Annotated in this window: 16 protein-coding genes; 7 read left to right on the top strand and 9 right to left on the bottom strand. The window is 58.4% G+C overall.

The genetic code is table 11. From position 1 onward, the window contains the following. Window positions 1-9: 9 nt before the first annotated feature. The 4 genes from licT to sbcD all read right to left on the bottom strand — a co-directional run bounded on the left by licT (window position 10) and on the right by sbcD (window position 7231). Entirely contained in the window at window positions 10-852 is an 843-nt protein-coding gene (gene licT / locus V2S86_RS14615) for a BglG family transcription antiterminator LicT (protein ID WP_330762973.1), read from the bottom strand. Window positions 853-1126: 274 nt separating this feature from the next. Beyond that, window positions 1127-2494, bottom strand: coding sequence for an ethanolamine permease (gene eat, locus V2S86_RS14610; protein WP_330762972.1), 1368 nt, complete (start codon window positions 2492-2494; stop codon window positions 1127-1129). Between the two features lie 253 nt (window positions 2495-2747). Beyond that, complete coding sequence (gene sbcC, locus V2S86_RS14605) at window positions 2748-6002, bottom strand: exonuclease subunit SbcC (RefSeq protein ID WP_330762971.1); 3255 nt, start codon at window positions 6000-6002, stop codon at window positions 2748-2750. Next, on the bottom strand, window positions 5999-7231 hold the full coding sequence (sbcD, locus tag V2S86_RS14600) for an exonuclease subunit SbcD (RefSeq protein ID WP_330762970.1): 1233 nt from the start codon (window positions 7229-7231) through the stop codon (window positions 5999-6001). Before sbcD ends, sbcC begins: the two co-directional genes overlap by 4 nt. Window positions 7232-7721: 490 nt before the next feature. Between sbcD and phoB the strand changes: the two genes are divergently transcribed. The 6 genes from phoB to proY all read left to right on the top strand — a co-directional run bounded on the left by phoB (window position 7722) and on the right by proY (window position 15271). After that, window positions 7722-8411 carry a phosphate response regulator transcription factor PhoB gene (gene phoB / locus V2S86_RS14595; protein WP_004949222.1) on the top strand — a complete coding sequence of 230 codons (690 nt, stop codon included), beginning with the start codon at window positions 7722-7724 and terminating at the stop codon, window positions 8409-8411. Between the two features lie 24 nt (window positions 8412-8435). Continuing rightward, window positions 8436-9752 carry a phosphate regulon sensor histidine kinase PhoR gene (gene phoR, locus V2S86_RS14590; protein ID WP_199636584.1) on the top strand — a complete coding sequence of 439 codons (1317 nt, stop codon included), beginning with the start codon at window positions 8436-8438 and terminating at the stop codon, window positions 9750-9752. A 16-nt stretch (window positions 9753-9768) separates the two neighbouring features. Further along, on the top strand, window positions 9769-10707 hold the full coding sequence (locus V2S86_RS14585) for a PstS family phosphate ABC transporter substrate-binding protein (RefSeq protein WP_330762969.1): 939 nt from the start codon (window positions 9769-9771) through the stop codon (window positions 10705-10707). Between the two features lie 212 nt (window positions 10708-10919). Next, window positions 10920-12026, top strand: coding sequence for a cobalamin-independent methionine synthase II family protein (locus V2S86_RS14580; RefSeq protein WP_330762968.1), 1107 nt, complete (start codon window positions 10920-10922; stop codon window positions 12024-12026). A 448-nt stretch (window positions 12027-12474) separates the two neighbouring features. Beyond that, window positions 12475-13794, top strand: coding sequence for a branched-chain amino acid transport system II carrier protein (brnQ, locus tag V2S86_RS14575; protein WP_330762967.1), 1320 nt, complete (start codon window positions 12475-12477; stop codon window positions 13792-13794). A gap of 70 nt (window positions 13795-13864) precedes the next feature. Beyond that, the gene (gene proY / locus V2S86_RS14570; RefSeq protein ID WP_330762966.1) at window positions 13865-15271 is read left to right on the top strand and encodes a proline-specific permease ProY; all 1407 of its coding nucleotides are present in this window, start codon (window positions 13865-13867) and stop codon (window positions 15269-15271) included. Between the two features lie 604 nt (window positions 15272-15875). Here the strand turns inward: proY and V2S86_RS14565 are convergent. After that, complete coding sequence (locus V2S86_RS14565; protein ID WP_330762965.1) at window positions 15876-16139, bottom strand: hypothetical protein; 264 nt, start codon at window positions 16137-16139, stop codon at window positions 15876-15878. A 135-nt stretch (window positions 16140-16274) separates the two neighbouring features. Further along, the gene (locus V2S86_RS14560) at window positions 16275-17540 is read right to left on the bottom strand and encodes a mechanosensitive ion channel family protein (RefSeq protein WP_330762964.1); all 1266 of its coding nucleotides are present in this window, start codon (window positions 17538-17540) and stop codon (window positions 16275-16277) included. Window positions 17541-17789: 249 nt separating this feature from the next. Here V2S86_RS14560 and malZ point away from each other — a divergent pair, with 249 nt between their 5' ends. Beyond that, complete coding sequence (gene malZ / locus V2S86_RS14555) at window positions 17790-19613, top strand: maltodextrin glucosidase (RefSeq protein ID WP_330762963.1); 1824 nt, start codon at window positions 17790-17792, stop codon at window positions 19611-19613. Window positions 19614-19678: 65 nt separating this feature from the next. Here the strand turns inward: malZ and ggt are convergent, their stop codons facing one another. From ggt to V2S86_RS14540, 3 genes are all read right to left on the bottom strand, one after another. After that, window positions 19679-21442 (bottom strand): gamma-glutamyltransferase, encoded by a 1764-nt coding sequence (ggt, locus tag V2S86_RS14550; protein WP_330762962.1) that lies wholly within the window; start codon window positions 21440-21442, stop codon window positions 19679-19681. Window positions 21443-21671: 229 nt separating this feature from the next. Beyond that, a complete protein-coding gene (locus V2S86_RS14545) occupies window positions 21672-22274 on the bottom strand; it encodes a peroxiredoxin C (RefSeq protein ID WP_004949238.1) in 603 nt (200 codons plus the stop codon). A gap of 228 nt (window positions 22275-22502) precedes the next feature. Further along, complete coding sequence (locus tag V2S86_RS14540) at window positions 22503-23084, bottom strand: ACP phosphodiesterase (RefSeq protein WP_330762961.1); 582 nt, start codon at window positions 23082-23084, stop codon at window positions 22503-22505. Window positions 23085-23109: the final 25 nt, after the last annotated feature.

The raw sequence follows: 23109 nt of genomic DNA, 5'->3' as shown, positions 1-23109 counted from the left end.
CCGCTGCTCCTATTTCACCTCGCTCTCGCTGCGCACCCGCTCGATATGAATGGTCAAAAACATCATCTCTTCGCTGGTTAACTGATGTTGGTAATGCTTTTCGATGTGCTGATTGATCTTGCCGGCGCAGGCGAACGACTCGCGGTATTTCTCTTTCACTACCTGGTAGAGCGAATCATCGTCGCTGTCGACGTAGTTTTTCCCCAGCAGGCGCTGGGCGAAGAATTTCAGGTGAGTGACAAAGCGGTGGTAACTCAGCGCTTCTTCATTGTAATCAAAGCGGAAATGGTATTTGACGATGTTAAGGATTTCCTGCATCACGCGGGTGATGTGCAGGGTGTTGTGCATCTCGTCGTTCAACTGGGCGTTGACCAGATGCAGGGCGATGAAACCGGCCTCGTCCTCCGGCAAGACGGTGCCCAACCGCTGGGCGATAAGATCCCGTGCTTCCAGCCCGACGGCAAACTCGGCCGGATAGAGCTTTTTGATTTCCCACAGCAGCACGTTCTTGATGTCCAGCCCTTGAGTGTGGCGCTGCAGCGCAAAGTGGATATGGTCGGTCAGCGTGATATAGACGATGTTGTGCAACTTGCCCGGCAGGCGCTGGCGGGCAAGGGTGATGATTTTGTCGGCGGTGGTCACGCAGGCCAGCGGGATCTCCGCCAGCAGCTCTTTGTAGCGCTCGCCCATCTCACCGCCGTTCGGCGTGAAGATTTTCTCGATCAAATTTTCATCCAGCAGATCGCCGGCCTTCTTTTTAAACCCTATGCCGCGACCCATCACCACCGTTTCTTCCTGACGGTCGTCCAAGGTAATCACCGCGTTATTATTAAGTATTTTTGCGATTTTCATGGTTGTTCCCTGCTGTTTCAGCGCGCTGAAAACGAAAAAACCTGACGCACGGGAGCGATCCCCTGCGTCAGGTTTTGCCTGTATTCGAATATTTCTCTCCCCCTGAATTGGCCGGGGGCTGCATGCTGCGCCTGCATAAGTCTGAGTCATCGGGCAAGGCTGCAGCTTGCAATTCTTAGGTATACAGTAGCAATCCTGTTATCAGCAGCATCATAACCCTTGTCAGCGGCGGCTCAACGCTTTTCGCCGGGGAGTGCCGCCGCGGTCACATTTCTCAGTCGCTGCCGGACAGCATCAGGTCCTGCGGTGCGTTGCGGCGCTGGGTTTTGGTCAGCAGGAAATAGAGATAACCGCAGACCATCAGGGCGATAAACACCCCGCCGATCACCGGGTTAAACCATAGCATGGCGATCAGGCACACCAATGCCAGTACCAGCGCGATGGCCGGCACCAGCGGATAGCCGGGCGCCATGAAGCTGCGCTCCAGTTCCGGCGCAATGCGGCGCAGCTTGAACAGGCTGAGCATGCTCATCAGGTACATCACAATGGCACCGAAGACGGCCATGGTGATCATGGCGGCAGTAAGGCTCATGCCCTGCAGGTTGATCCAGCCGTCGCTGAAGATCGCGGCGATGCCGATCACGCCGCCGGCCAGGATCGCCCGGTGCGGGGTCTGAAAGCGCGACAGCTTGGCCAGCGAGGTCGGCAGGTAACCGGCGCGTGCCAGCGCGAAGAACTGGCGCGAATAGCCGAGAATAATGCCGTGGAAGCTGGCCACCAATCCAAACAGGCCAATCCACACCAGCATGTGCATCCAGCCGGAGTTTTCGCCTACCACCATTTTCATCGCCTGCGGCAACGGATCGTTGATGTTCGACAGTTTACTCCAGTCGCCTGCGCCGCCGGCCAGCAGCATCACACCCAGCGCCAATACCACCAGCGTCAGAATGCCGGAAATGTAGGCGCGCGGAATGGTGCGTTTCGGATCCTTGGCTTCTTCCGCCGCCATTGCCGCGCCCTCGATGGCCAGGAAAAACCAGATGGCGAACGGAATGGCGGCGAAAATACCGGACAGCGCCGCGCTGCCGAAATGATCGCTGCCCGCCCAGCCGTTGAGCACGAAGTTGCTGAAGCTAAAGCCGGGCGCCACTACGCCCATAAACACCAGCAGCTCAAAGACCGCCAGCACGGTGACGCAAAGTTCGAACAGCGCCGCCAGCTTCACACCGAGGATATTCAGCGTCATAAAGATGGCGTAGGCGCCCACCGCCGCCCACTTGGGGTTGAGCGCCGGGTATTGCACGTTGAGGTAAGCCCCGATCGCCATGGCAATCGCCGGGGGCGCGAACACGAATTCCACCAGCGTCGCCAGCCCGGCGATCAGGCCGCCGGTTTCGCCAAAGGCGCGGCGGCTGTAGGCGAAAGGCCCGCCTGCGTGAGGGATTGCGGTGGTCAGCTCGGTAAAGCTGAAGATAAAACAGCCGTACATGGTCGCCACCATCAGGGTGGTGATCAGGAAACCGAGCGTCCCCGCCACGCCCCAGCCGTAGCTCCAGCCAAAATATTCCCCGGAAATCACCAGCCCGACGGCAATGCCCCAAAGATGCAGGGTACCCAGGGTAGGTTTAAGTTGCATTGTCATGTCGCTCTCCCGATCGAAAAAACCGCCTGCGCTGATAAAAGGTATCCAGCCGCAACGTTGCAGGTTCTATGCCATGACGATGCCCACCCGCCGGTGTGGGTGAGCCGCTAACGGCTGCTTGTCAAACCGAGAGGTTTACCGCCTGACTGCGCACCAAAAATGAGCAGTCAGGCGGCGAGAATGCGCTTTTCTGGTGATTTATTGACCGTGAAGGGGCGGCGATGGTTTGGCCTCAGTCCGCGTCAGCGGCGGCCTAACTTTCCTGCCGAAACTGCGGCTCCAGCCGGCTGATACCCAGTCCGTTGACCTTTTTCACTTTAATCTGCACCGGAATGCGTTCTTTCATCGCTTCGACATGGCTGATCACGCCGATGGTTTTACCGGAAGCATTCAGGCTGTCGAGCGCGTCCAGCGCGGTATCCAGGGTTTCCGCATCCAACGTGCCGAAGCCTTCGTCGAGGAACAGCGAGTCGATGCTGGTTTTGTGGCTGACCAGGTCAGACAACGCCAGCGCCAAGGCCAGGCTGACCAGGAAACTTTCGCCGCCGGACAGGGTGCGGGTATCACGCAGCGCGTCCGCTTGCCAGGTATCCACCACCTGCAGTTCCAGCGCGTCGCTGGTTTTGCGTTGCAACAGGTATCGCCCATGCAACCGCCCAAGCTGGTTATTGGCCAGGTACACCAGATGATCCAACGTCAGCCCCTGAGCAAACTTACGGAATTTATCGCCCTCTTTGGAGCCGATCAGTTGATTGAGGTAGCTCCAGTCGTCGTACTGCTGCTGGCTCTGGCCGATTTGTTCAAACAGCGATTGCTGATTGAGACGGCGTGCGGCGTCGCTTTCCAATTGGTTGCGTACTTCGCCCTGGCGCAGTTGCAAGGCTTTCAACTGCTGCGCCAACGCCTCCAGGCTCTGGCTCAGGGCTTGCGCGTCGGCCTGGGTTTCATCCAGCCCTTCCGGGCGCTGTTGCCGCTGTTGTTCCAGCGTCTGGGCCGCCTGTGCCAGCAGGGCGCTGGCCTCCACCTGCCGCTGGTGCAACCGTTCTTTATGCTGCTGCAATTGCCGGCGCTGTGCGTCATCCAACAGCGCGGCGCTGAATGCGGCTTCGTCGCTGAATTCGCTGGCGGCCAGCGCTTCCAGCCAGGTTTGTTCCGCCTGTTGCAACCGTTCACTCTGCCGTTGTTGCTGCTGTTGCAGGCCGGCAAGCTGGCCGGCCAGGCGATCGCGCTGCTCTTGGGCTTTCTGCCATTGTTCCGCCGCCTGATGGCTGGCCTGCTCGCAGGCGGCCTGTTGGGCACGCAGCTGTTCGCGCACCTGCGGAATCTGTTGTTCGCCAAACAGTGCCAGCCGTTGCGCGCGGTGTTCGCCCAGGGTTTTCTCGCCCTCTTGCCACTGTTGCTGCAGGCGCTGTTGTTGCAGCTGCGCGTCGGCGTGGTTTTTTTCCAGCAGGGTGAAGCGTTCGTCCAGCAGCGCCTGTTGCTGTTGCGCCTGTTGTTGCTGTGCCTGCAGTTCGGCCAGGGCATCTTTCGCCTGCTGCACCGCCTGTGCTGCCTGTTCGTGCTGCGCCAGCGATTGCTGGCCCTGGCGTTCTTCGTTGTCACAGGCGTTCAGCCACTGGCTCAGGCGCTCGGCATCTTGCAGCTCGAAATCAAACGCCAGCGGCGCGCTGAGGGTTTGCCACTGTTGGCGCTGGGCGGCGAGTTGCTGCTCGTCCTGCGCTATTTGCTGTTGTTGGCGCTGTTGCTGCTCTTTCAGGCTTTCGCAGCGGGTGCGCAGTTCGGTGCCCTGGGTGTACAGCGCCTCGGTTTTGACGCGCATTTCCGCCAGGCGCAGTGCCGTCTCGGAGGGTTTTATCGCCTGATATTGCTCAATGGCCGGATGGCTGGCGGAGCCGCACAGCGGGCAGGGCTCGCCGCTTTGCAGCAGCGCGCGTTCGGCTTCCAGGCTGACGATGCGTTTCTCCAGCTCAAGGGCTTTTTCCACGTCCAACTGATGCGCTTTTTGCTGCTTGTAGTGCCGCCGCGTTTCTTCCAGCTGTTGCTCATGTTCGCCAAGCTGCGCCTGACGAGCGGTGAACTCTTTGCGTTGTTGCTCAAGCCGCTCGCTGGTCTGGCGGAACAGCGAAGAGAGGGTGAACAGCTGCTGGCGCACCGGACGCAGCTCGGCCAACGCGGCCTGACGCCGGCGCAGCGCCGCCAGCGGTGACTGCGCTTCCAGCGCATTTTGCTGTTGCTGCTGCGCCATCAGTGCTGAACTAAGGCCGTTAAGCTTTTCCTGATGCTGCCCGGCCTGTGCGGTCAATTGGCTGCGTTGAACGTTTAGCTGCTCCAGATCCGTTTTCTGCTGATGGCACTGCCGTGCGGCGTTGTCGCACGCCTGCTGCAATTCCGTCTGCGTTTTTTGCAACTGAGCAATCTGGTGGTCGAGCGGGACGATCTGCTCGTCGATCAGCCGCTGCTGGATCTGCTGGCGCTCGGCCTGCGCCTGCTGCTCGGCGCGCGCTTTTTCCACTGCCTGCTGCAATGGCGTCATCTGCGCAAGCTGATGTTCCTGCTGCTGCGCCAGTTGGGCGATCTGCTGTTGCAGCGCCTGCTGCTCACTGCGGCAGCGGTGACGGTCGTTATGCAGCGGCCGCAGTTTCTCCGCCGGTTCGCTGCGCGCCAACTGTTGCAACTGGGGTTCGGCCGCCGCCTGCTCTTGTTGCACGGCGATCAACTGGCGTTGGTATTCCTGCTGCTGGTGCTGGGTTTGCTGCCACTGTTGCAGCCAGTTCAACGCCTGTTGCTGTTGCCGGGCCTGCCCGCTGAGGGCGGTTTCCTGCACGCTCAGCTCAGCTAACTGGCTCTCCAACTGCTGACGCTGTTCGTCATTCAGCAGCTCAATGCCGCTGGCGCGTTGATGCAAGGCGTCCAGATCGGCTTTGGCCTGTTTGTGCTGTTCGAAAACCCGTTCGGAAAGCTGGCCGTAGATCTCGGTGCCGGTCAGCTCTTCCAGCAGTTCGGCCCGGTCATTGGCATCGGCATTGAGGAAGGCGGCGAATTGCCCCTGGGACAGCATCATCGATTTGGTGAAGCGGCCGAAATCCAGCCCGGTGATCGCGGCGGTGAGATCCAGCTTGTCGCGGACTTTATCCGCCAGGATTTTACCGTCTTCACGCAGTGCCAGTTCCACCTTTGGCGCTTGCAGGTTGCCGTCCGGCGCGTTTTTGGCGCGGCGTTGGCTCCAGAAGGCGCGGTAACCGACGCCCTTGACCTCGAATTCGACCTCCGCCAACGATTCGGCGGTGTGGCGCGTCATCAGTTCATTCTGGCTCGGCGTCACGTTAAGGCGCGGCGTTTGGTGGTAGAGCGCCAGACAAATGGCATCCAACAGGGTGGTTTTGCCCGCGCCGGTTGGCCCGGTGATGGCGAACAGTCCATTGCTGGCAAAAGGCTCTGCGGTGAAATCGATCTTCCACTCGCCCTGCAATGAATTGAGGTTCTTCAGCCGCAGGCTCAGGATTTTCATTGGGTCGGCTCCTCGTCGTTATGCCTTACGGCCTCGACCACCTGATGGAACATTTGGCGCATTCGCTGTTGACGGGGCTCTGTGATTTCCGTCTCCTGCGCCAGCCGCCGCTCGAAGACCTCATCGACGCTCAGTTCGTTGAGCGTTTCCTTGTCCTGCCGTTCAAGGGCCTTGCGGCGCTGCTCTTTACTGCGGCGCAGCAATACCACCTCCACCGGCAGTTGATCCGCCAACTGCTGGATACGGCGCTGAATGTCGCTGAGGTAATCCTGCGTGGCCACTTCGATATCCAGCCATACCGGCAGCTCCCCCTGATAATCGGCGAACTGTTGCAATTGTTGTTCGATCTGCGTCAAATCGCCCTTGATCAGTTGCATCGGCTGGAAGCTGGGGATTTCCAGTGCGGTGACCTGTTGCAGGGCGCCTTCGGCGAAATCCACCATAAACACGCTCTTGGGTTTGCCCAGCTCATCGAAACTGAGCGGGATAGGCGAACCGCTGTAGCGGATATGTTCGGATTTGGCGACGTTTTGCGCCCGGTGAATATGCCCCAACGCAATGTAATCGGCCGGCGGAAACGCCTGCGCCGGAAAGGCATCCAGCGTGCCGATGTAAATGTCGCGCACCGAATCGGAGGTGGTAACCCCCACGGTGGTCAGGTGGCCGGTGGCGACAATCGGCAAGGTTAGCCCCAGTTCATCGCGGCGTGCGCAGGCGGCCTGGTAAAGCTGTTGATAGTGTTCCGCGATCGCCTCTTGCAACGCCTGCTGTTTTTGCCCGCCCGATTCGCCGGCGCGGCTGGTGATCAGATCGCGTGGGCGCAGGAACGGGATGGCGCACAACACCGCACCCGGCCGGCCATCGCGCTGGTTAAGCACCAGGATTTGCTGCCCGATGTCGCTTTGGGCGTTGGCGATCACCGTGGTATTCAGGCAAGAAAGCAATTCACGCGATTCATTCAGGGTTGCCACGGAGTCATGGTTACCGCCCAGCACCACCAACTGGCAGCCGGTGCGCTGCAACTCGACCACAAAACGGTTATACAGCTCGCGGGCGTAGCTTGGCGGCGAGCCGGTATCGAACAGATCCCCGGCGACGATCAGCGCATCCACCCGTTGCTGTTCTATTTGCTCGATCAGCCAGCGTAAAAAAGCCTGGTGCTCGGCGGCGCGGCTTTTGGTGAAAAAGTACTGGCCAAGATGCCAGTCAGAGGTGTGGATCAGGCGCATGACACTCCCGGGGCGATAAACTCATGGCGGTGATTATAAAGGGGGCAGACTCTCCTGTCGTGACGCAATCATTATGACAACTGAATGATTTTTCTTTGAAGCTGGAAATAATCGCTATGCTTACTGGCTATAACAGGCTGGTTTTTTCATAAAAGTGTCACAAAACTGACGCATAATGGCGCCCGCAATGAGGCTGTGCCCCGCCATTGATCGTGGCGCCGGCGCAGACCCAAAAGCACGCTGTCAAGGCGGAGGGTGAAGGACATGGCGGGACTATGTTCGAACCCGACAACGCAGGCAGCGGGTTTTTGGGGCGCGCCCCTCCGGGTTGGGGCCATTTAAGCGTGCTGCTGCGTTGCTCACCGCTTATTTGGCGCCACCAAACCTCTCGGTTCGCGCCTTGCTTCACGCTTAAATGACCGCCAGCGGGGCTCACGAGCAATGGCGGGACACAGCCTAATAGATCGCTAACACATTGGCAGGATTGACGATGGCAAGACGCATACTGGTGGTGGAAGACGAAGCGCCGATCCGTGAGATGGTGTGCTTTGTGTTGGAACAGAATGGTTACCAACCGTTGGAAGCCGAAGATTATGACAGCGCCGTGACGCGCCTGTCTGAGCCGTTCCCTGATTTGGTGTTGCTCGACTGGATGTTACCCGGCGGTTCCGGTATCCAGTTTATCAAACACATGAAGCGCGAAGCGCTGACCCGCGATATTCCGGTGATGATGCTGACCGCACGCGGTGAAGAAGAAGACCGGGTGCGCGGTCTGGAAGTGGGAGCGGACGATTACATTACCAAGCCGTTCTCACCGAAGGAGCTGGTGGCGCGCATCAAGGCGGTAATGCGCCGCATTTCACCGATGGCGGTGGAAGAAGTGATTGAAATGCAGGGGCTGAGCCTGGACCCTTCCTCGCATCGCGTAATGGCTAATGAGCAGGCGCTGGACATGGGGCCGACCGAGTTCAAACTGCTGCATTTCTTTATGACCCATCCGGAGCGTGTTTATAGCCGTGAACAGTTGCTTAATCACGTCTGGGGCACTAACGTTTATGTGGAAGACCGCACCGTTGACGTGCATATCCGTCGGCTCCGTAAGGCGTTAGAGACCACCGGTCATGACAAAATGGTTCAAACCGTTCGGGGCACCGGCTACCGATTCTCAACGCGTTACTGATCGCGTCGCGCTGGAGAATATGCTGTGCTAGAACGCCTGTCGTGGAAGAGGCTGGCCCTGGAGCTGGCTCTTTTCTGTTTACCTGCCTTGTTGCTGGGGCTGATTTTCGGCTATCTGCCCTGGCTGCTGCTGGCCGCCGTGCTGGCGGCGCTGGTATGGAATTTCTACAACCAACTCAAACTTTCCCACTGGCTGTGGGTCGACCGCAGCATGACGCCGCCACCCGGGCGCTGGAGCTGGGAACCGCTGTTTTACGGCCTGTACCAGATGCAACAGCGCAACCGTCGCCGCCGCCGTGAACTGGCGTTGTTGATCAAACGCTTTCGCAGCGGGGCAGAATCGCTGCCCGATGCGGTGGTGATGACCACCGTCGAAGGCAATATCTTCTGGTGCAACGGGTTGGCGCAGCATCTGCTGGGGTTCCGCTGGCCGGAAGACAACGGTCAACATATCCTTAACCTGCTGCGTTACCCGGAGTTCAGCCACTATCTGCAACAGCAGGAGTTCACCCGGCCGCTGACGCTGCAACTCAATAACGAGCACTATGTCGAGTTCCGCGTGATGCCCTATTCGGAAGGGCAACTGTTGATGGTGGCGCGCGATGTCACCCAAATGCGCCAGCTGGAAGGCGCGCGCCGCAACTTCTTCGCCAACGTCAGCCATGAGTTGCGTACCCCGCTGACGGTATTGCAGGGCTACCTGGAGATGATGAGCGACGAGGAACTGGACGGCTCGCTGCGCGGTAAGGCGTTGGGCACCATGCAGGAGCAGACCCGGCGCATGGACGGGCTGGTCAAACAGCTGCTGACGCTGTCGCGCATTGAGGCGGCACCTAACGTCGATATGAACGAGCGGGTCGATATTCCGCTGATGTTGCGGGTGTTGCAGCGTGAGGCGCAGTCGCTGAGCGGCGGCAACCATGAGATTACCTTCCGGGTGAACGAGCAGCTCAAGGTATTCGGCAACGATGACCAACTGCGCAGCGCGGTGTCGAATCTGGTGTATAACGCCGTCAATCACACGCCGAAGGGCACCAATATTGAGGTGAGCTGGCAACAGACGCCAAACGGCGCGCAGTTCCAGGTCAGCGACAATGGGCCGGGCATCGCCGCCGAACATATTCCGCGTCTGACCGAGCGTTTCTACCGCGTCGATAAAGCCCGTTCACGCCAGACCGGCGGCAGCGGGCTTGGGCTGGCGATCGTCAAGCATGCGCTCAGCCACCACGATGCGCGGCTGGAGATCCTCAGCGAACAGGGGATCGGCACCCGTTTCATTTTTACCTTGCCTAACCGGTTGATTGTTCCCGCAGCTTTATCAGAGAATGCGGTGAAAAATTAACGCGCGAGAGGCTGGCATGATCCGAATGACCCGATGGCTGTTGCTGTGCCTGGCGCTGCTGGCGAGCCGCGGCGCGCTGGCGCAGCCGGACGGTATGTTGTCCGGCAACCTGTCGAGCGTCGGCTCCGATACGCTGGCGAACCTGATGGCGCTGTGGGCGCAGGACTTCAGTCAGCACTATCCTAACGTCAATCTGCAGATCCAGGCCGCCGGCTCTTCAACCGCACCGACCGCGTTGGCGGCGGGCGCGGCGCAGCTTGGGCCAATGAGCAGGCCGATGAAGGCGGCGGAAGTGTCGGCGTTCGAACACCGTTATGGCTATGCGCCGCTGGCCGTGCCGGTCGCGGTAGATGCGCTGGTGGTGCTGGTGCATCAGGACAACCCGTTGCGTGGCCTGAACCTGCAGCAGCTCGATCGCATTTTCTCCTCCACCCGGCGCTGTGGCGAAAGCCGGCCGCTGATGCGTTGGGGGGAACTGGGGTTGACCGGCAGTTGGCAACAGCGCGACCTGCAGCGTTTCGGGCGAAACTCCGCCTCCGGCACCTACGGCTACTTCAAACTGCGCGCGCTGTGCGGCGGCGATTTTATGCCGCGGGTCAACGAGCTGCCCGGTTCGGCTTCGGTGGTGCAGGCAGTGGCCGGTTCGCTGAACAGCATTGGCTATGCCAGCATCGGCTTTCGCGCCAGCGGCGTACGGCTGTTGGCACTGGCGGAGTCGGGCGAAAACTACATCACCCCCAATGACGCCAACGTGCGCAACGGCAGCTATCCATTGTCGCGCTATCTGTACATTTACATCAACAAGGCCCCCAACCAACCGCTGGAGCCGCTGACTGCGGCATTTCTCGATCGCGTGCTGTCCGATACCGGGCAAAAGCTGGTCAATCATGACGGTTACCTGCCGCTGCCACCCGACACATTGCATAAAACCCGCCTGGCGTTGGGCCTGAAATAATCTGCCAACGGGCGCCGAGTGGCGCCCAACATGAATTTCTCTCAATACCAATGAAAATTCTTCCGTTGCCGCCCGGCAATCGGCGTGACAGGATGCTTCTCAATAGGGATTTAGACGTCCGGATGTCCATAATAACCTGGCGTAATAGTTCACACTGTCAATCATTGAAGCAAAGAGGCCCGATCCTTTGCCTGTCACCGGGAGTTAAAAATATGTGCGATTGCCACCACGCCTTTCACGCTGACGTTGTCGGCAGCCTGTTGCGACCTGCGGCACTGAAAACCGCTCGCCAGCAATTCCAGCAAGGCGAAATCGACGCCGCCCGATTGCGGGCGGTTGAAGACGAGCAGATTCGTCTGGCGGTGGCAAAACAGAAAGACCTTGGTTTGGCGGTGGTGACGGACGGCGAATTCCGTCGCGCGTGGTGGCACTTCGACTTCCTGGAAGGGCTGGACGGCGTGGAAGGCTATGATGCGGAGCAGGGGATCCAGTTCAACGGCGTGCAAACCCGGGCGCGCAGCATCAAAGTGGTCGGCAAAGTGGGTTTTAACCCCCAGCACCCGATGCTGGCGGATTTTCGTTTCCTGAAGGCCACGGCCGGCGATGCGGTGCCGAAAATGACCATTCCCAGCCCGAGCGTGTTGCACTTCCGCGGCGGGCGCAAGGCGATCGACAGCCAGGTTTACCCGGATCTGAACGCCTATTTTGACGATTTGGCGCAGACTTACCGTGATGCGATCAAGGCGTTTTATGATGCCGGCTGCCGCTATCTGCAACTGGATGACACTGTCTGGGCTTATCTGTGCTCGGACGATCAACGGCGGCAGATCCGCGAGCGCGGTGAAGATCCGGATCGTCTGGCGAAGATCTATGCCGACGTGCTGAACGCGGCGATCGCCGGCAAGCCGGACGATCTGACTATCGGCTTGCACGTGTGTCGCGGTAATTTCCGCTCAACCTGGATCTCCGAAGGCGGTTACGAGCCCGTGGCGGAAATCCTGTTCGGCCAGGTGAATATCGACGCTTTCTTCCTGGAATACGATAACGAGCGCTCCGGTGGTTTCGAGCCGCTGCGCTTTATCAAACCCGGTAAACAGCAGGTAGTGCTGGGCCTGATCACTACCAAAAACGGTGAGCTGGAGGATCAGGAACAGGTGAAACAGCGCCTCGAGGAGGCTGCGCAGTTCGTCGATCGCCGTCAGCTGTGCCTCAGCACCCAGTGCGGGTTTGCCTCGACCGAAGAGGGCAATAGCCTGAGCGAGCAGCAGCAGTGGAATAAACTGCAAAGCGTGGTGAATATTGCCCGAGAGGTTTGGTAAGTCCCAATAAGCCGTTCAGACCACGCGGAAACCGACCTTTTATTGGCGTTTTCGCGCGGTCTTAAGCCGGATGTTTCACGGTTTGTGAATGCGTCGCTCAAAAATGATACAAATCATGTAGTGTATATTTATTGATAGCCACTATGATCGACTGGTGACAAAAGATTATCTGGTCGATAGCTCTGGTTTTTGTCGTACGTCTTGCCTTTCAACGCTATAAACGTTTAACTTAGCCCCCGTTGTCGGACTAAACCTCCATTTATAACTCCTAAAACTCTGCCCATCATCATGAGTGGTCTATTTCGAATAAGGACAAAACGCCGGACGTTATGCGTTTTCTGCTCTTATTGATCTTGCGATGAAAGGGCAAGCCGGCAACCGGGTGGTGGCGTAACGCCCCCACGATATCGGGTACTTTTTTTCATTTGAACAGGCAACACGACATCTTATGAGTCATCGTTTAACGTCAAAAGATATTATGGCACTGGGTTTTATGACCTTTGCCTTATTTGTCGGCGCCGGGAACATCATTTTCCCGCCGATGGTCGGTTTACAGTCCGGTGAGCACGTCTGGACCGCAGCAATCGGCTTCCTGATTACCGCTGTCGGTTTGCCGGTGATAACCGTGATCGCCCTGGCGCGCGTCGGCGGCGGTATCGACGCCCTTAGCTCCCCGATTGGCCGCAGCGCCGGTTTGCTGCTGGCGACGGTCTGCTATCTGGCGGTTGGCCCGCTGTTCGCCACCCCGCGTACCGCGACCGTGTCCTTTGAAGTGGGCATTGCCCCCCTGACCGGTGACGGCGCCATGCCGCTGTTTATCTACAGCCTGGTGTATTTCGCGCTGGTCATCGGCATTTCTCTCTATCCGGGCCGCCTGCTCGATACCGTGGGCCACGTGCTGGCTCCGCTGAAAATCGTTGCGCTCGGCGCACTCGGCATCGCTGCGCTGGTTTGGCCGGCGGGCACGCCTATCCCGGCAACCGAAATTTATCAGCACGTTCCTTTCTCTTCCGGCTTCGTTAACGGCTATCTGACCATGGATACGCTGGGCGCGCTGGTGTTCGGCATCGTCATCGTTAACGCTGCGCGTTCCCGCGGCGTGAAAGATGCCGGCCTGCTGACGCGTTACACTATTTTGGCCGGCCTGATCGCCGGCGTGGGCCTGACGCTGGTTTACCTGAGCCTGTTCAAGCTGGGTTCCGGCAGCGGCGTGCTGGTGCCGGACGCGACCAACGGCGCGGTAATCCTGCACGCTTATGTGCAAAACACCTTCGGTGGATTGGGCAGCTTCTTCCTGGCGGCGCTGATCTTCATCGCCTGTATGGTGACTGCGGTAGGCCTGACCTGTGCCTGCGCCGAGTTCTTTGCTCAGTACCTGCCGTTCTCTTACAAGACGCTGGTGTTTATTCTGGGCCTGTTCTCGATGGTGGTTTCCAACCTGGGCCTGAGCCATCTGATCCAGATCTCTATCCCGGTACTGACCGCGATTTACCCGCCGTGTATCGTGCTGGTGGTCTTGAGCTTCACCCTGCGTTGGTGGAACAGCGCGACGCGCATCGTGGCGCCGGTGATGCTGGTCAGTCTGTTGTTTGGTATCCTTGACGCGGTGAAAGCATCCACCTTCCAGCACCTGTTGCCGGAGTGGACCAATCACCTGCCATTGGCTGCGCAGGGGCTGGCATGGCTGTCGCCTTCTCTGCTGATGCTGGTGTTGGTCGCGATTTATGACCGGGTTTGTACGCGTTCTGAAGTGACCGCGCACCAATAATCCCCCGGCTTAGTCTAGGGCCACGGACTTGTCCGTGGCTTTTTTACGTTTAAAAACACGGGTTATTTTCATGCAACAACAGTCACCCTCCGCCCCCGCGGCCAATAAGCTGAAGCGTGGTCTCAGTACGCGTCATATCCGCTTTATGGCTCTCGGCTCGGCCATCGGCACCGGCCTGTTCTACGGTTCGGCGGACGCCATTAAAATGGCCGGCCCGAGCGTTTTACTGGCGTACCTGATTGGCGGCGTCGTCGCCTTTATCATCATGCGCGCCCTGGGCGAGATGTCGGTCAACAACCCGCAGGCCAGCTCGTTCTCCCGTTATGCGCAGGACTATCTTGGCCCGATGGCCGGGTATATCACCGGCTGGACTTACTGTTTTGAAATCCTGATCGTCGCCATCGCCGACGTGACCGCGTTCGGCATTTATATGGGCGTCTGGTTCCCCGAGGTGCCGCACTGGATTTGGGTGCTGAGCGTGGTGCTGGTGATCGGCGCCATCAACCTGATGAGCGTGAAGGTGTTCGGTGAGCTGGAGTTCTGGTTCTCGTTCTTCAAGGTCGCCACTATCATCATCATGATCGCCGCCGGTATCGGCATCATCATTTGGGGGATTGGCAACGGCGGGCAACCGACCGGCATTCATAACCTGTGGTCCAACGGCGGCTTCTTCAGCAACGGCTTTATCGGCATGATCCTGTCGCTGCAACTGGTGATGTTTGCCTACGGCGGCATCGAGATCATCGGTATTACCGCCGGCGAAGCCAAGGACCCGAAAACGTCGATTCCGAAGGCCATCAACTCGGTGCCGTGGCGTATTCTGGTGTTCTATGTCGGTACGCTGTTCGTCATCATGTCGATTTATCCGTGGAATCAGGTGGGCACCAACGGCAGCCCGTTTGTGCTGACCTTCCAGCACATGGGCATTACCGTGGCTGCGGGCATCCTCAACTTTGTGGTGATCACCGCGTCGCTGTCGGCGATTAACAGCGATGTGTTCGGTGTGGGCCGCATGTTGCACGGGATGGCCGAGCAGGGCCATGCGCCGAAGATGTTCAGCAAGGTGTCGAAGCGCGGCATTCCGTGGGTCACCGTGTTGGTGATGATGCTGGCGCTGCTGCTGGCGGTGTATCTCAACTACATCATGCCGGAAAACGTGTTCCTGGTGATTGCCTCGTTGGCTACTTTCGCCACCGTGTGGGTGTGGATCATGATCCTGTGTTCGCAAATTGCCTTCCGTCGCAGCCTGAGCAAAGAGCAGGTGAAAAAACTGGCATTCCCGCTGCGCGGCGGCGTGTTCACCTCTGTGGTCGCGATTATCTTCCTGGCGTTCATCATTGGCCTGATTGGCTACTTCCCAACCACCCGCGTATCGCTTTACGCCGGTCTGGTGTGGGTCGCGGTGTTGCTGGCGGGTTATTACTTCAAGGTCAACCGCCAGAAGAAGCGGGCGGTACTGGCGCAGCAGCAGGATTGAAAATGAAAACACCGGCCATGAGCCTAATGCTGGTCAGTTAGCGTTGTTTTGCAGGTGTTCGTGAAGTTTTCGGTCGGTAAATGTGAGATGCACCATGAAGCTCACTCGCCTCGACCGAGCAAGGGGCAAAGGCGCGGCCCCTTGCAACCCGCGCCTTTGCCCTATCAGACGGTTGGCTGCGCCAACGCCCCTCCCTCCGTCACAGCGCATCACGGCCGGCTACGACAGGCGTCCCTGCCTGTCTCGCCTGAAACCGCCGTCCATGGCGGTTTCGCCTATGCGCCGCTCCTGCGTTCGACGTCTTCAAGGGCGCCCAACACCCTGCTCAACTCACTATTTTCATTGTCTTTCATAACGCAATATCCAACGTTGCCCGGTGGCAGCCGATTCGGGTGTTGACCCTGGCGCGCAGCGGACAGACGGTGTTAAGCGAAGGCGCGGGTGGAGGGGCCGCGCCTTCGGCCCCTCCAATTGCCGTTCATTGCGGTAGCAGAGAAATGCGGGATATTTAGGGCAATTCCTCCTGCACGGAGCGCACAGAGATTGGATAAAAAAATGCCAGTCAGGCTTAACTGACCGGCATTAGCCATGAGCCGGTGTTTTTTTATCTTTTATCTTCCGGTTCATCATCACCCGAGGCGCGTGCTTCAACGCGCAAACTACTGTCGCACAGTCGTTCTTCCTTGCCCTCGCCGGCGCAGCGGGCCAGCACTTCGCGGATATCCTGCATGCTGCTGCTGAGGGCGCTTAGCGAGGGTTGCAGCGTGCGGCTCATGCGGCTTTCATCCAGCGAGGCGCTATGCAGGCAGCCGATAAACATCAGGGTGGCCAGCAGGGTAAACAATCGGTGTTTTAACGATGTCAGCAAAGGCGTCTCTTCTTCTGTGCGGCAGGAGGAAAGGCACATTAATGCCGCTTTAATCACAAAAGAAAAGCGCCTTGAGACATCTGCTGGCAATCGGCAGGGAATTATTACCAGCAGACATAATTACGTCAGCCTGCGTCAGGAAACGTCCGTCGCCGCTCGCATTTGGCTCAGCATGCTACGCATGTCGTTGCCGGTGGGCGTTTGATGCACGCGCAGATCGAACTCGTTAATCACCGCCAGAATATGATCAAAGATATCGGCCTGAATGCTCTCGTATTCCGCCCATACCGTGGTATTGGTGAAGGCGTAAATCTCCAGCGGCAAGCCCTCCGGCGTCGGTGCCATTTGGCGCACCATCAGCGTCATGCTCTGATGAATATTGGGGTGAGCGCGCAGGTAAGCCACCAGGTAGGCGCGCAGCGTGCCGAGGTTGGTCAGGCGGCGGCCGTTGAGCGGCGAGCTGAGATCCACGGCGCTCTGCTGATTATACTGGCTCAGTTCTTGCGTTTTATCGTTCAGATAACGCTGCAACAGCGGATTGCGATTCAGGCGCTGTTGCTCTTCCGGGGACAGAAAATGCACGCTGGTGGTGTCGATATTGATGCTGCGCTTGATGCGTCGCCCGCCGGATTCCGACATTGAGCGCCAATTCTTGAAGGAATCTGAGATCAGCGCATAGGTGGGAATAGTGGTAACGGTATTGTCCCAGTTGCGTACTTTTACCGTGGTCAGGCCGATGTCGGTGACCGCGCCGTCTGCGCCGTATTTCGGCATCTCCAGCCAGTCGCCGATTTTCAGCATGTCGTTGGCGGAAAGCTGTATGCCGGCCACCAGCCCGAGGATGGGGTCCTTGAACACCAGCATCAGCACCGCGGTCATCGCACCCAGGCCGCTGAGCAGCAGCAATGGCGATTTGCCCATCAGCAATGAAACGATCATGATGCCGATCAGAATGGCGGCTACCAGCTTCAGCCCCTGGAAAATGCCGCGCAGCGGCAGCTGATTCGACAGCGGGCTCTGGCGCAGCACCGCCAGCAGCGTATCCAGCAGCGAAAACAGCGACAGCAGGGCAAAGGCCATGATCCAGACCTGAGCGGCGGTGACGATGAATGCCTGTGTCTCGCCACCGGCGTGCAACCACAGCACCGCCTGCAGATTGATGATGACCCCTTGCAGCAACAGCGCCATGCGTTGAAACAGCTTGTACTGGGTGAGCGCTTGTTGCCATACGCGCTGCGACTGCTGGCCACGGCGCTGGATTGGCGCCAGCACCACGCGATGCAGCACCAGATGGATAACCACTGAAATCAGGACGATCAGCCCCAGCACCATCAGCAGAGACATCACCCCGCTGAATTCCAGCCCGAATTTCTCCAGCCACAGTGTTATCTGTTGTTGCATTATCGCTCCTTTAAAAAAATGCGCAAAAAATATCCAATACACTCAAAAGACGTTAGCCTAATGGCTGCGGGCCATAATGTGCGGCTGTTTACCCTTTTTTACATAGGGTTGCCGTCGGCTGCCTATCTCCACCCCCCGGCTCCTCCCCGAGTTTACCGGCCAAAGAGGAGGGGGACTTGCACTCAACGTGGCATTGTTCGTGGCATTGAATAACGTCGTCGATTTCGTTTTGTACAGCAGGAGAACAGTATGCTTAACGCCTGGCATCAACCGGTCCCGCCCTTCGTGGTGAAGAAGGGACAACGCCTGGATATCACGCTGTGGTTACAGGGTGATGATTTGCCTGAAAGGGTGTTTTTACGCGCCGAGCCGGATAACGAAGAATGGCTGCTGATCATGAAAGCGCAGGGCGTTGAGGGCCGGTGGCGCTATCAGGCCAGCCTGACGCTGAACGAAGGAGAGGCCACACGGCGCTACTGCTTCAAGCTGGTGTGGGCCGATCGTCAGCAATGGTTCGGGCCGCAGGGCTGGGCATCGAACCCGCCGGGCCAACTGGCGCAGTTTGCGCTCGACGAACCTGACCGCAGCCCGGCCTGGGTGGCGGATCAGATATTTTATCAAATTTTCCCCGATCGTTTCGCCAGCAGCGGCGGCGAGCACGGTATCCAGAACGGCAGCTATCGCCATCAGGCGGCCGGTTGCGACGTGGTGCGTCGCGACTGGCAGCATCCGCTGGAAGACCGGCATGCCGCTTCCACGTTCTATGGCGGCGATTTGGATGGCATCAGTCAAAAACTGCCTTACCTGCAGGAACTGGGCGTTACGGCGTTGTACCTGAACCCGATTTTCACCGCGCCGAGCGTGCATAAATACGATACCGAAGACTATTACCAGGTCGATCCCTATTTCGGTGGCAACGCCGCCTTGCAGCGTTTGCGAGTAAGTACTCACAAGGTGGGGATGAAACTGGTGCTGGACGGGGTGTTTAACCATACCGGCGATTCCCATCCCTGGTTTGATCGTCACCAGCAGGGCGACAACGGCGCCTGTCACCACCCGGATTCACCGTACCGCGGTTGGTTCAATTTCTACCCTGACGGCCGGGCGCTGGACTGGAAAGGCAACGCCAGCCTGCCGAAACTCAATTTTGCCGAACCTCAGGTGGCCGAGGCGATTTATCGCGGCGACGATAGCGTGGTGCGTCATTGGTTGCGCCCACCGTACAGCATTGACGGTTGGCGGCTGGACGTAGTGCATATGCTGGGGGAAAACGGTGGCGCTACCGGTAACCTGCGGCATCTGGCCGGCATTTATCAGGCGGTCAAACAGGAAAATCCGCAGGCCTACGTGCTGGGCGAACACTTTGGCGATGCGCGCCGCTGGCTGCATGCCGGCGTGGAAGACGCGGCGATGAACTACATGGGCTTTGCCCTGCCGGTGCGGGGATTCCTTGCCGGGTTGGACGTGGCGCATCATCCGGTGCAGATCGATGCTGCGGACTGTACGCAGTGGATGGACGGCTACCGTGCCGGGTTGCCGCACGGCAGTCAACTGATTCAGTTTAACCAGCTCGACAGCCATGATACTGCGCGCTTCCTGACACTGTTGCAGGGCAATCAGGCGCGCATGCAGATGGCGGCAGTGTGGCTGATGAGCTGGATTGGCGTTCCCTGCTTATATTATGGCGACGAGATTGGACTGGATGGCGCCAACGATCCGTTCTGCCGCAAGCCGTTCCCGTGGGATGAGAACCAGTGGGATCAGAGCCTGCTGTCGTTGTGCCGGCGTATGGCGGCGCTGCGCAAACAGAGCCTGGCGCTGCGTCGCGGTGGTTGTCAGGTGCTGCATGCCGTCGGTGAAACGCTGGCATTCGTGCGCATTTATCAGCGGGAGCAGGTGCTGGTGGCGTTACAGCGTGGCGGCAGCGGTGAAGTGACATTGCCGTACAGCCCGCTGCTGGCCGCAGGCCAATGGCAGCGGCTGGAAGGGCTCGGTGAACTGAGAGAAGAGCAAAGCGGCATGACGCTGCAACTGGGCGAAGAATCGGTCACTTTGTGGCGTCGGATAGGGTAAAGCGGTGACGGGGCCGACGGGCCGGCCCCGGATAAAGTTAGTGTGCGTTTACACTTTCTATAAGATCAATAGCCTACCGCTGAACCCGCCGGGCGGCGCACGTCATTGGCACCGTACAGATAACCTTCGCGTACCTTGCCGGATACCGCTGAGTCGTTGCCGGAATTGGCCGGGCTGACGCCCGCGGCACCCGGCAAACCCACCAGAATCAGCTCGGCGGCGCCCCACGGCGTTTGCTCGACCATCTTGTAACCCATGCTGCCGAGGAGTTTCAGCGTATCGGCGGAGACGCCACGCTGCTCGTAATACACTTCGTCCGGCAGCCATTGATGGTGAATACGCGGTGCATCCACCGCTTCCTGCGGCGCCATGCCGTGGTCGATCACGTTCAGTGCGGTTTGCAGGGTAATGGTGATGATGCGCGATCCGCCCGGCGAGCCGAGCACCATAAAGATTTTGTTGTCTTTGGTCACCAGCGTCGGGCTCATCGACGATAGTGGGCGCTTACCGGGGGCAATGCTGTTGGCGGTGCCCTGCACCAGTCCGTACAGGTTTTTCTCGCCGACTTTAACGGTGAAATCGTCCATTTCATCGTTGAGGAAGAAACCTGTACCCGGTGCTATCACGACCGCGCCAAAGCGGCCGTTGACGGTATAGGTAGTGGAGACGGCGTTGCCGTCATGATCGACAATCGAATAATGGGTAGTTTCCGGTTTCTCGTGGGGTTCCATGCCCGGCTGCACGTTCTCCGACGGCGTGGCCTTGTCTGCAACAATTTTCTTGCGGATCTCTTCGGCGTAGCTCTTGCTGACCAAGCGATCTATCGGGTTTTTGATGAATTCCGGGTCACCGAGGTAGGTATTACGGTCCATATAGGCGTGGCGCATTGCTTCGGTCAGGGTGTGAATGGCCGCCGCCGAGTTGAAGCCCATACTTTTCAGATCATAACCTTCGACCACGTTGAGGATTTCGCACAGCGTTACGCCGCCGGAGCTGGGTGGCGGTGCAGAAACGAATTTATAACCACGGTAGCTGCAGGTAATGGGCGGCGTTTCTGTGACTTTATAGCTGGCGAAATCGGCGGCCGTCAGGATCCCGCCGCCTTGTTTGGCTGCGGCTTCCACGGCCTGCGGGACTTTGCCCTTATAGAAGGCGTCCGGGCCGTCTTTGGCGATGGCTTCCAGGGTGTTGGCCAGATCGCTCTGCACCAGACGGTCGCCCGGTTGCAGTGCGGTGCCGTCCGGGCGCAGGAAGATTTTGGCGGATTCCGGGTCCTGTTTGAAGCGGGCGACGGTGGTGTCGAGAATATCGGTATCGGCACGGGTCAGCACAAAACCTTCACGCGCCAGTTTGATCGCCGGCCCCATCACCTGCTCACGGCTCAGCTTGCCGTATTTCTGGCGTGCGGTTTCCATGCCCAGCACGGTGCCCGGCACGCCCGCCGCCAGATAACCATACAGGCTGGCGCCTTTTTTCACGTTGCCTTCGGCGTCCAGATACATGTTGGCGCTGGCCGCCGCCGGGGCGGTTTCACGGAAGTTGATAAAGGTGTCGGTACCGTCGGCCAGGTGTACCGTCATAAAACCGCCGCCGCCGATATTGCCGCAGCAGGGGTTCACCACCGCCTGCGCATAGCCGACCGCCACTGCGGCATCGATGGCGTTGCCGCCGAGCTTGAGGATATCGACGCCCACCTGCGAGGCGAGATGTTGCGATGTCACTACCATGCCATTTTTGGCTTCGACCGCCGGGTTGGAGGCGGCGTACAGGCTGCTGCTGACCAGCAGCGCCGCCATGGTCAGCGGCTTGCTCCATTTCTGTAAAAACATAGTTATTCCTACCCTGTCAGTGTTCTTATTGTGATTGGCTTGCCGTTTTGCCCTGCAAAGAGCGAGCCAGCGTTATTTATAGTAGCTACAGGTGAGGTAATACGCGGTGTTCAGGGTGGGAAATGTGAGCGGAAACAGGGAAATAAAGCCCGAATTGCGGGCAGACTGCCCTAAAAAAGAGCAAAAAAAACCGGCCGCGAGGGCCGGTTGATTCACTTGCAGGCTGAAATTACAGCTTGGAAGCGTTCTCGGACAGGTATTTAGCTACGCCGTCTGGAGATGCGCCCATACCTGCTTTGCCTTTTTCCCACTGAGCCGGGCACACTTCGCCGTGCTCTTCGTGGAATTGCAGCGCGTCAACGGTACGGATCATTTCGTCGATGTTACGGCCGATTGGCAGGTCGTTAACAACCTGAGCGCGAACCACACCGTCTTTGTCGATCAGGAAAGAACCGCGCAGTGCAACACCGGCTTCTGGGTGCTCGATACCGTAAGCTTTCTGAATTTCACGCTTGATGTCAGCAACCATAGCGTATTTCACTTCACCGATGCCGCCATTTTCGACAGGGGTTTTACGCCATGCGTTGTGAACGAATTCTGAGTCGAATGAAACGCCAACCACTTCAACGCCACGCTTCTGGAACTCTTCATAGCGATGATCGAAAGCGATCAGCTCAGAAGGACATACGAAGGTGAAGTCCATCGGCCAGAAGAACAGCACGGCTGGTTTGCCGTTCAGGTGCTTCTTAAAGTTGAAGTTTTCAACGATTTCGCCGCTGCCCAGTACGGCAGCTGCAGTGAAGTCAGGGGCTTGACGAGTTACCAGGACCATAATTACTCCTGTAATAGGTGTTAAGGGGTTGATGTAAAAGCAAGGGCCAGTATAGGGGCCAAGACTCGGTGAATAAAGGGTAAAAGACCAATCGATGAGATAGCTTTTACCTATCAAATTCGGTGATTAAATTTAGCAGGCTTTAAAATAACCTTTTCCCGCAAAAGGGCAAGGCTTAAAACCCACTTTCTTGCAAAGCGTCGCATTTTCAAGGGCTTTGGTTGGCGCTTAAAGCTTTTTATCTTTTGCCTGCTGCATCATCTGCGGATAAAAGTGCCAGAATTGTGTTTCAAGCTGATGATAGTGGCGCTCCACGTCGGCGAAAGAGCCGGCCAGAGCTGCCAGGCGCGGACGACGGCTGGCCATGCCGGCCAGCACGGTGCCGATAAACGGCAGCTCGGCGTAGCGTTCCAGCCAACGTTCCTGCCATAAATACCCGTTTAGGTTCTGAAAGCGCGGCGGCGTCAGCGGCAAATGCGGAACGATCTGGCTGCGGGCCTCTTGGGTAAAGCTGTGCAGGCTGAGTGACGGCTCCAACTGTTGCCAGTGGCGCGCCAGGAAATGATCCCACACCACGTCGAGCGTGATGGGCGCCACGCGGCGGTGTTCGTCGCTGAAGAGGTCACGACAGACCTTCACCTGCGGCAGGCTGTCGGTCAGTACGTCGACGCGGCGGTGCATCATTATGCCGGCCACGACTTCGGGATTGTACTCGCCTGCGGGGTTGCCGCGTACGAAGTCGGCCAACAGGTTGCCCAGCAGCGAGCTTTCCGCCAACTGAGCCAAATGGAGATGTGCAAGGAAGTTCATCCGGGCATTGTATCCGAAGTCGCGC

This window comes from Serratia sp. C2(1) (assembly GCF_036352655.1).
GTDB lineage: Bacteria > Pseudomonadota > Gammaproteobacteria > Enterobacterales > Enterobacteriaceae > Serratia > Serratia inhibens.
This window is presented reverse-complemented; position numbering and strand designations above follow the sequence as displayed.

Coding starts and splice junctions, on each gene's coding strand:
- V2S86_RS14545 (WP_004949238.1), bottom strand. CDS start 22,274: ATGGTCCTGGTAACTCGTCAAGCCCCTGACTTCACTGCAGCTGCCGTA.
- eat (WP_330762972.1), bottom strand. CDS start 2,494: ATGACAATGCAACTTAAACCTACCCTGGGTACCCTGCATCTTTGGGGC.
- licT (WP_330762973.1), bottom strand. CDS start 852: ATGAAAATCGCAAAAATACTTAATAATAACGCGGTGATTACCTTGGAC.
- malZ (WP_330762963.1), top strand. CDS start 17,790: ATGCTTAACGCCTGGCATCAACCGGTCCCGCCCTTCGTGGTGAAGAAG.
- sbcD (WP_330762970.1), bottom strand. CDS start 7,231: ATGCGCCTGATCCACACCTCTGACTGGCATCTTGGCCAGTACTTTTTC.
- V2S86_RS14560 (WP_330762964.1), bottom strand. CDS start 17,540: ATGCAACAACAGATAACACTGTGGCTGGAGAAATTCGGGCTGGAATTC.
- V2S86_RS14585 (WP_330762969.1), top strand. CDS start 9,769: ATGATCCGAATGACCCGATGGCTGTTGCTGTGCCTGGCGCTGCTGGCG.
- sbcC (WP_330762971.1), bottom strand. CDS start 6,002: ATGAAAATCCTGAGCCTGCGGCTGAAGAACCTCAATTCATTGCAGGGC.
- V2S86_RS14540 (WP_330762961.1), bottom strand. CDS start 23,084: ATGAACTTCCTTGCACATCTCCATTTGGCTCAGTTGGCGGAAAGCTCG.
- V2S86_RS14580 (WP_330762968.1), top strand. CDS start 10,920: ATGTGCGATTGCCACCACGCCTTTCACGCTGACGTTGTCGGCAGCCTG.
- phoB (WP_004949222.1), top strand. CDS start 7,722: ATGGCAAGACGCATACTGGTGGTGGAAGACGAAGCGCCGATCCGTGAG.
- proY (WP_330762966.1), top strand. CDS start 13,865: ATGCAACAACAGTCACCCTCCGCCCCCGCGGCCAATAAGCTGAAGCGT.
- brnQ (WP_330762967.1), top strand. CDS start 12,475: ATGAGTCATCGTTTAACGTCAAAAGATATTATGGCACTGGGTTTTATG.
- ggt (WP_330762962.1), bottom strand. CDS start 21,442: ATGTTTTTACAGAAATGGAGCAAGCCGCTGACCATGGCGGCGCTGCTG.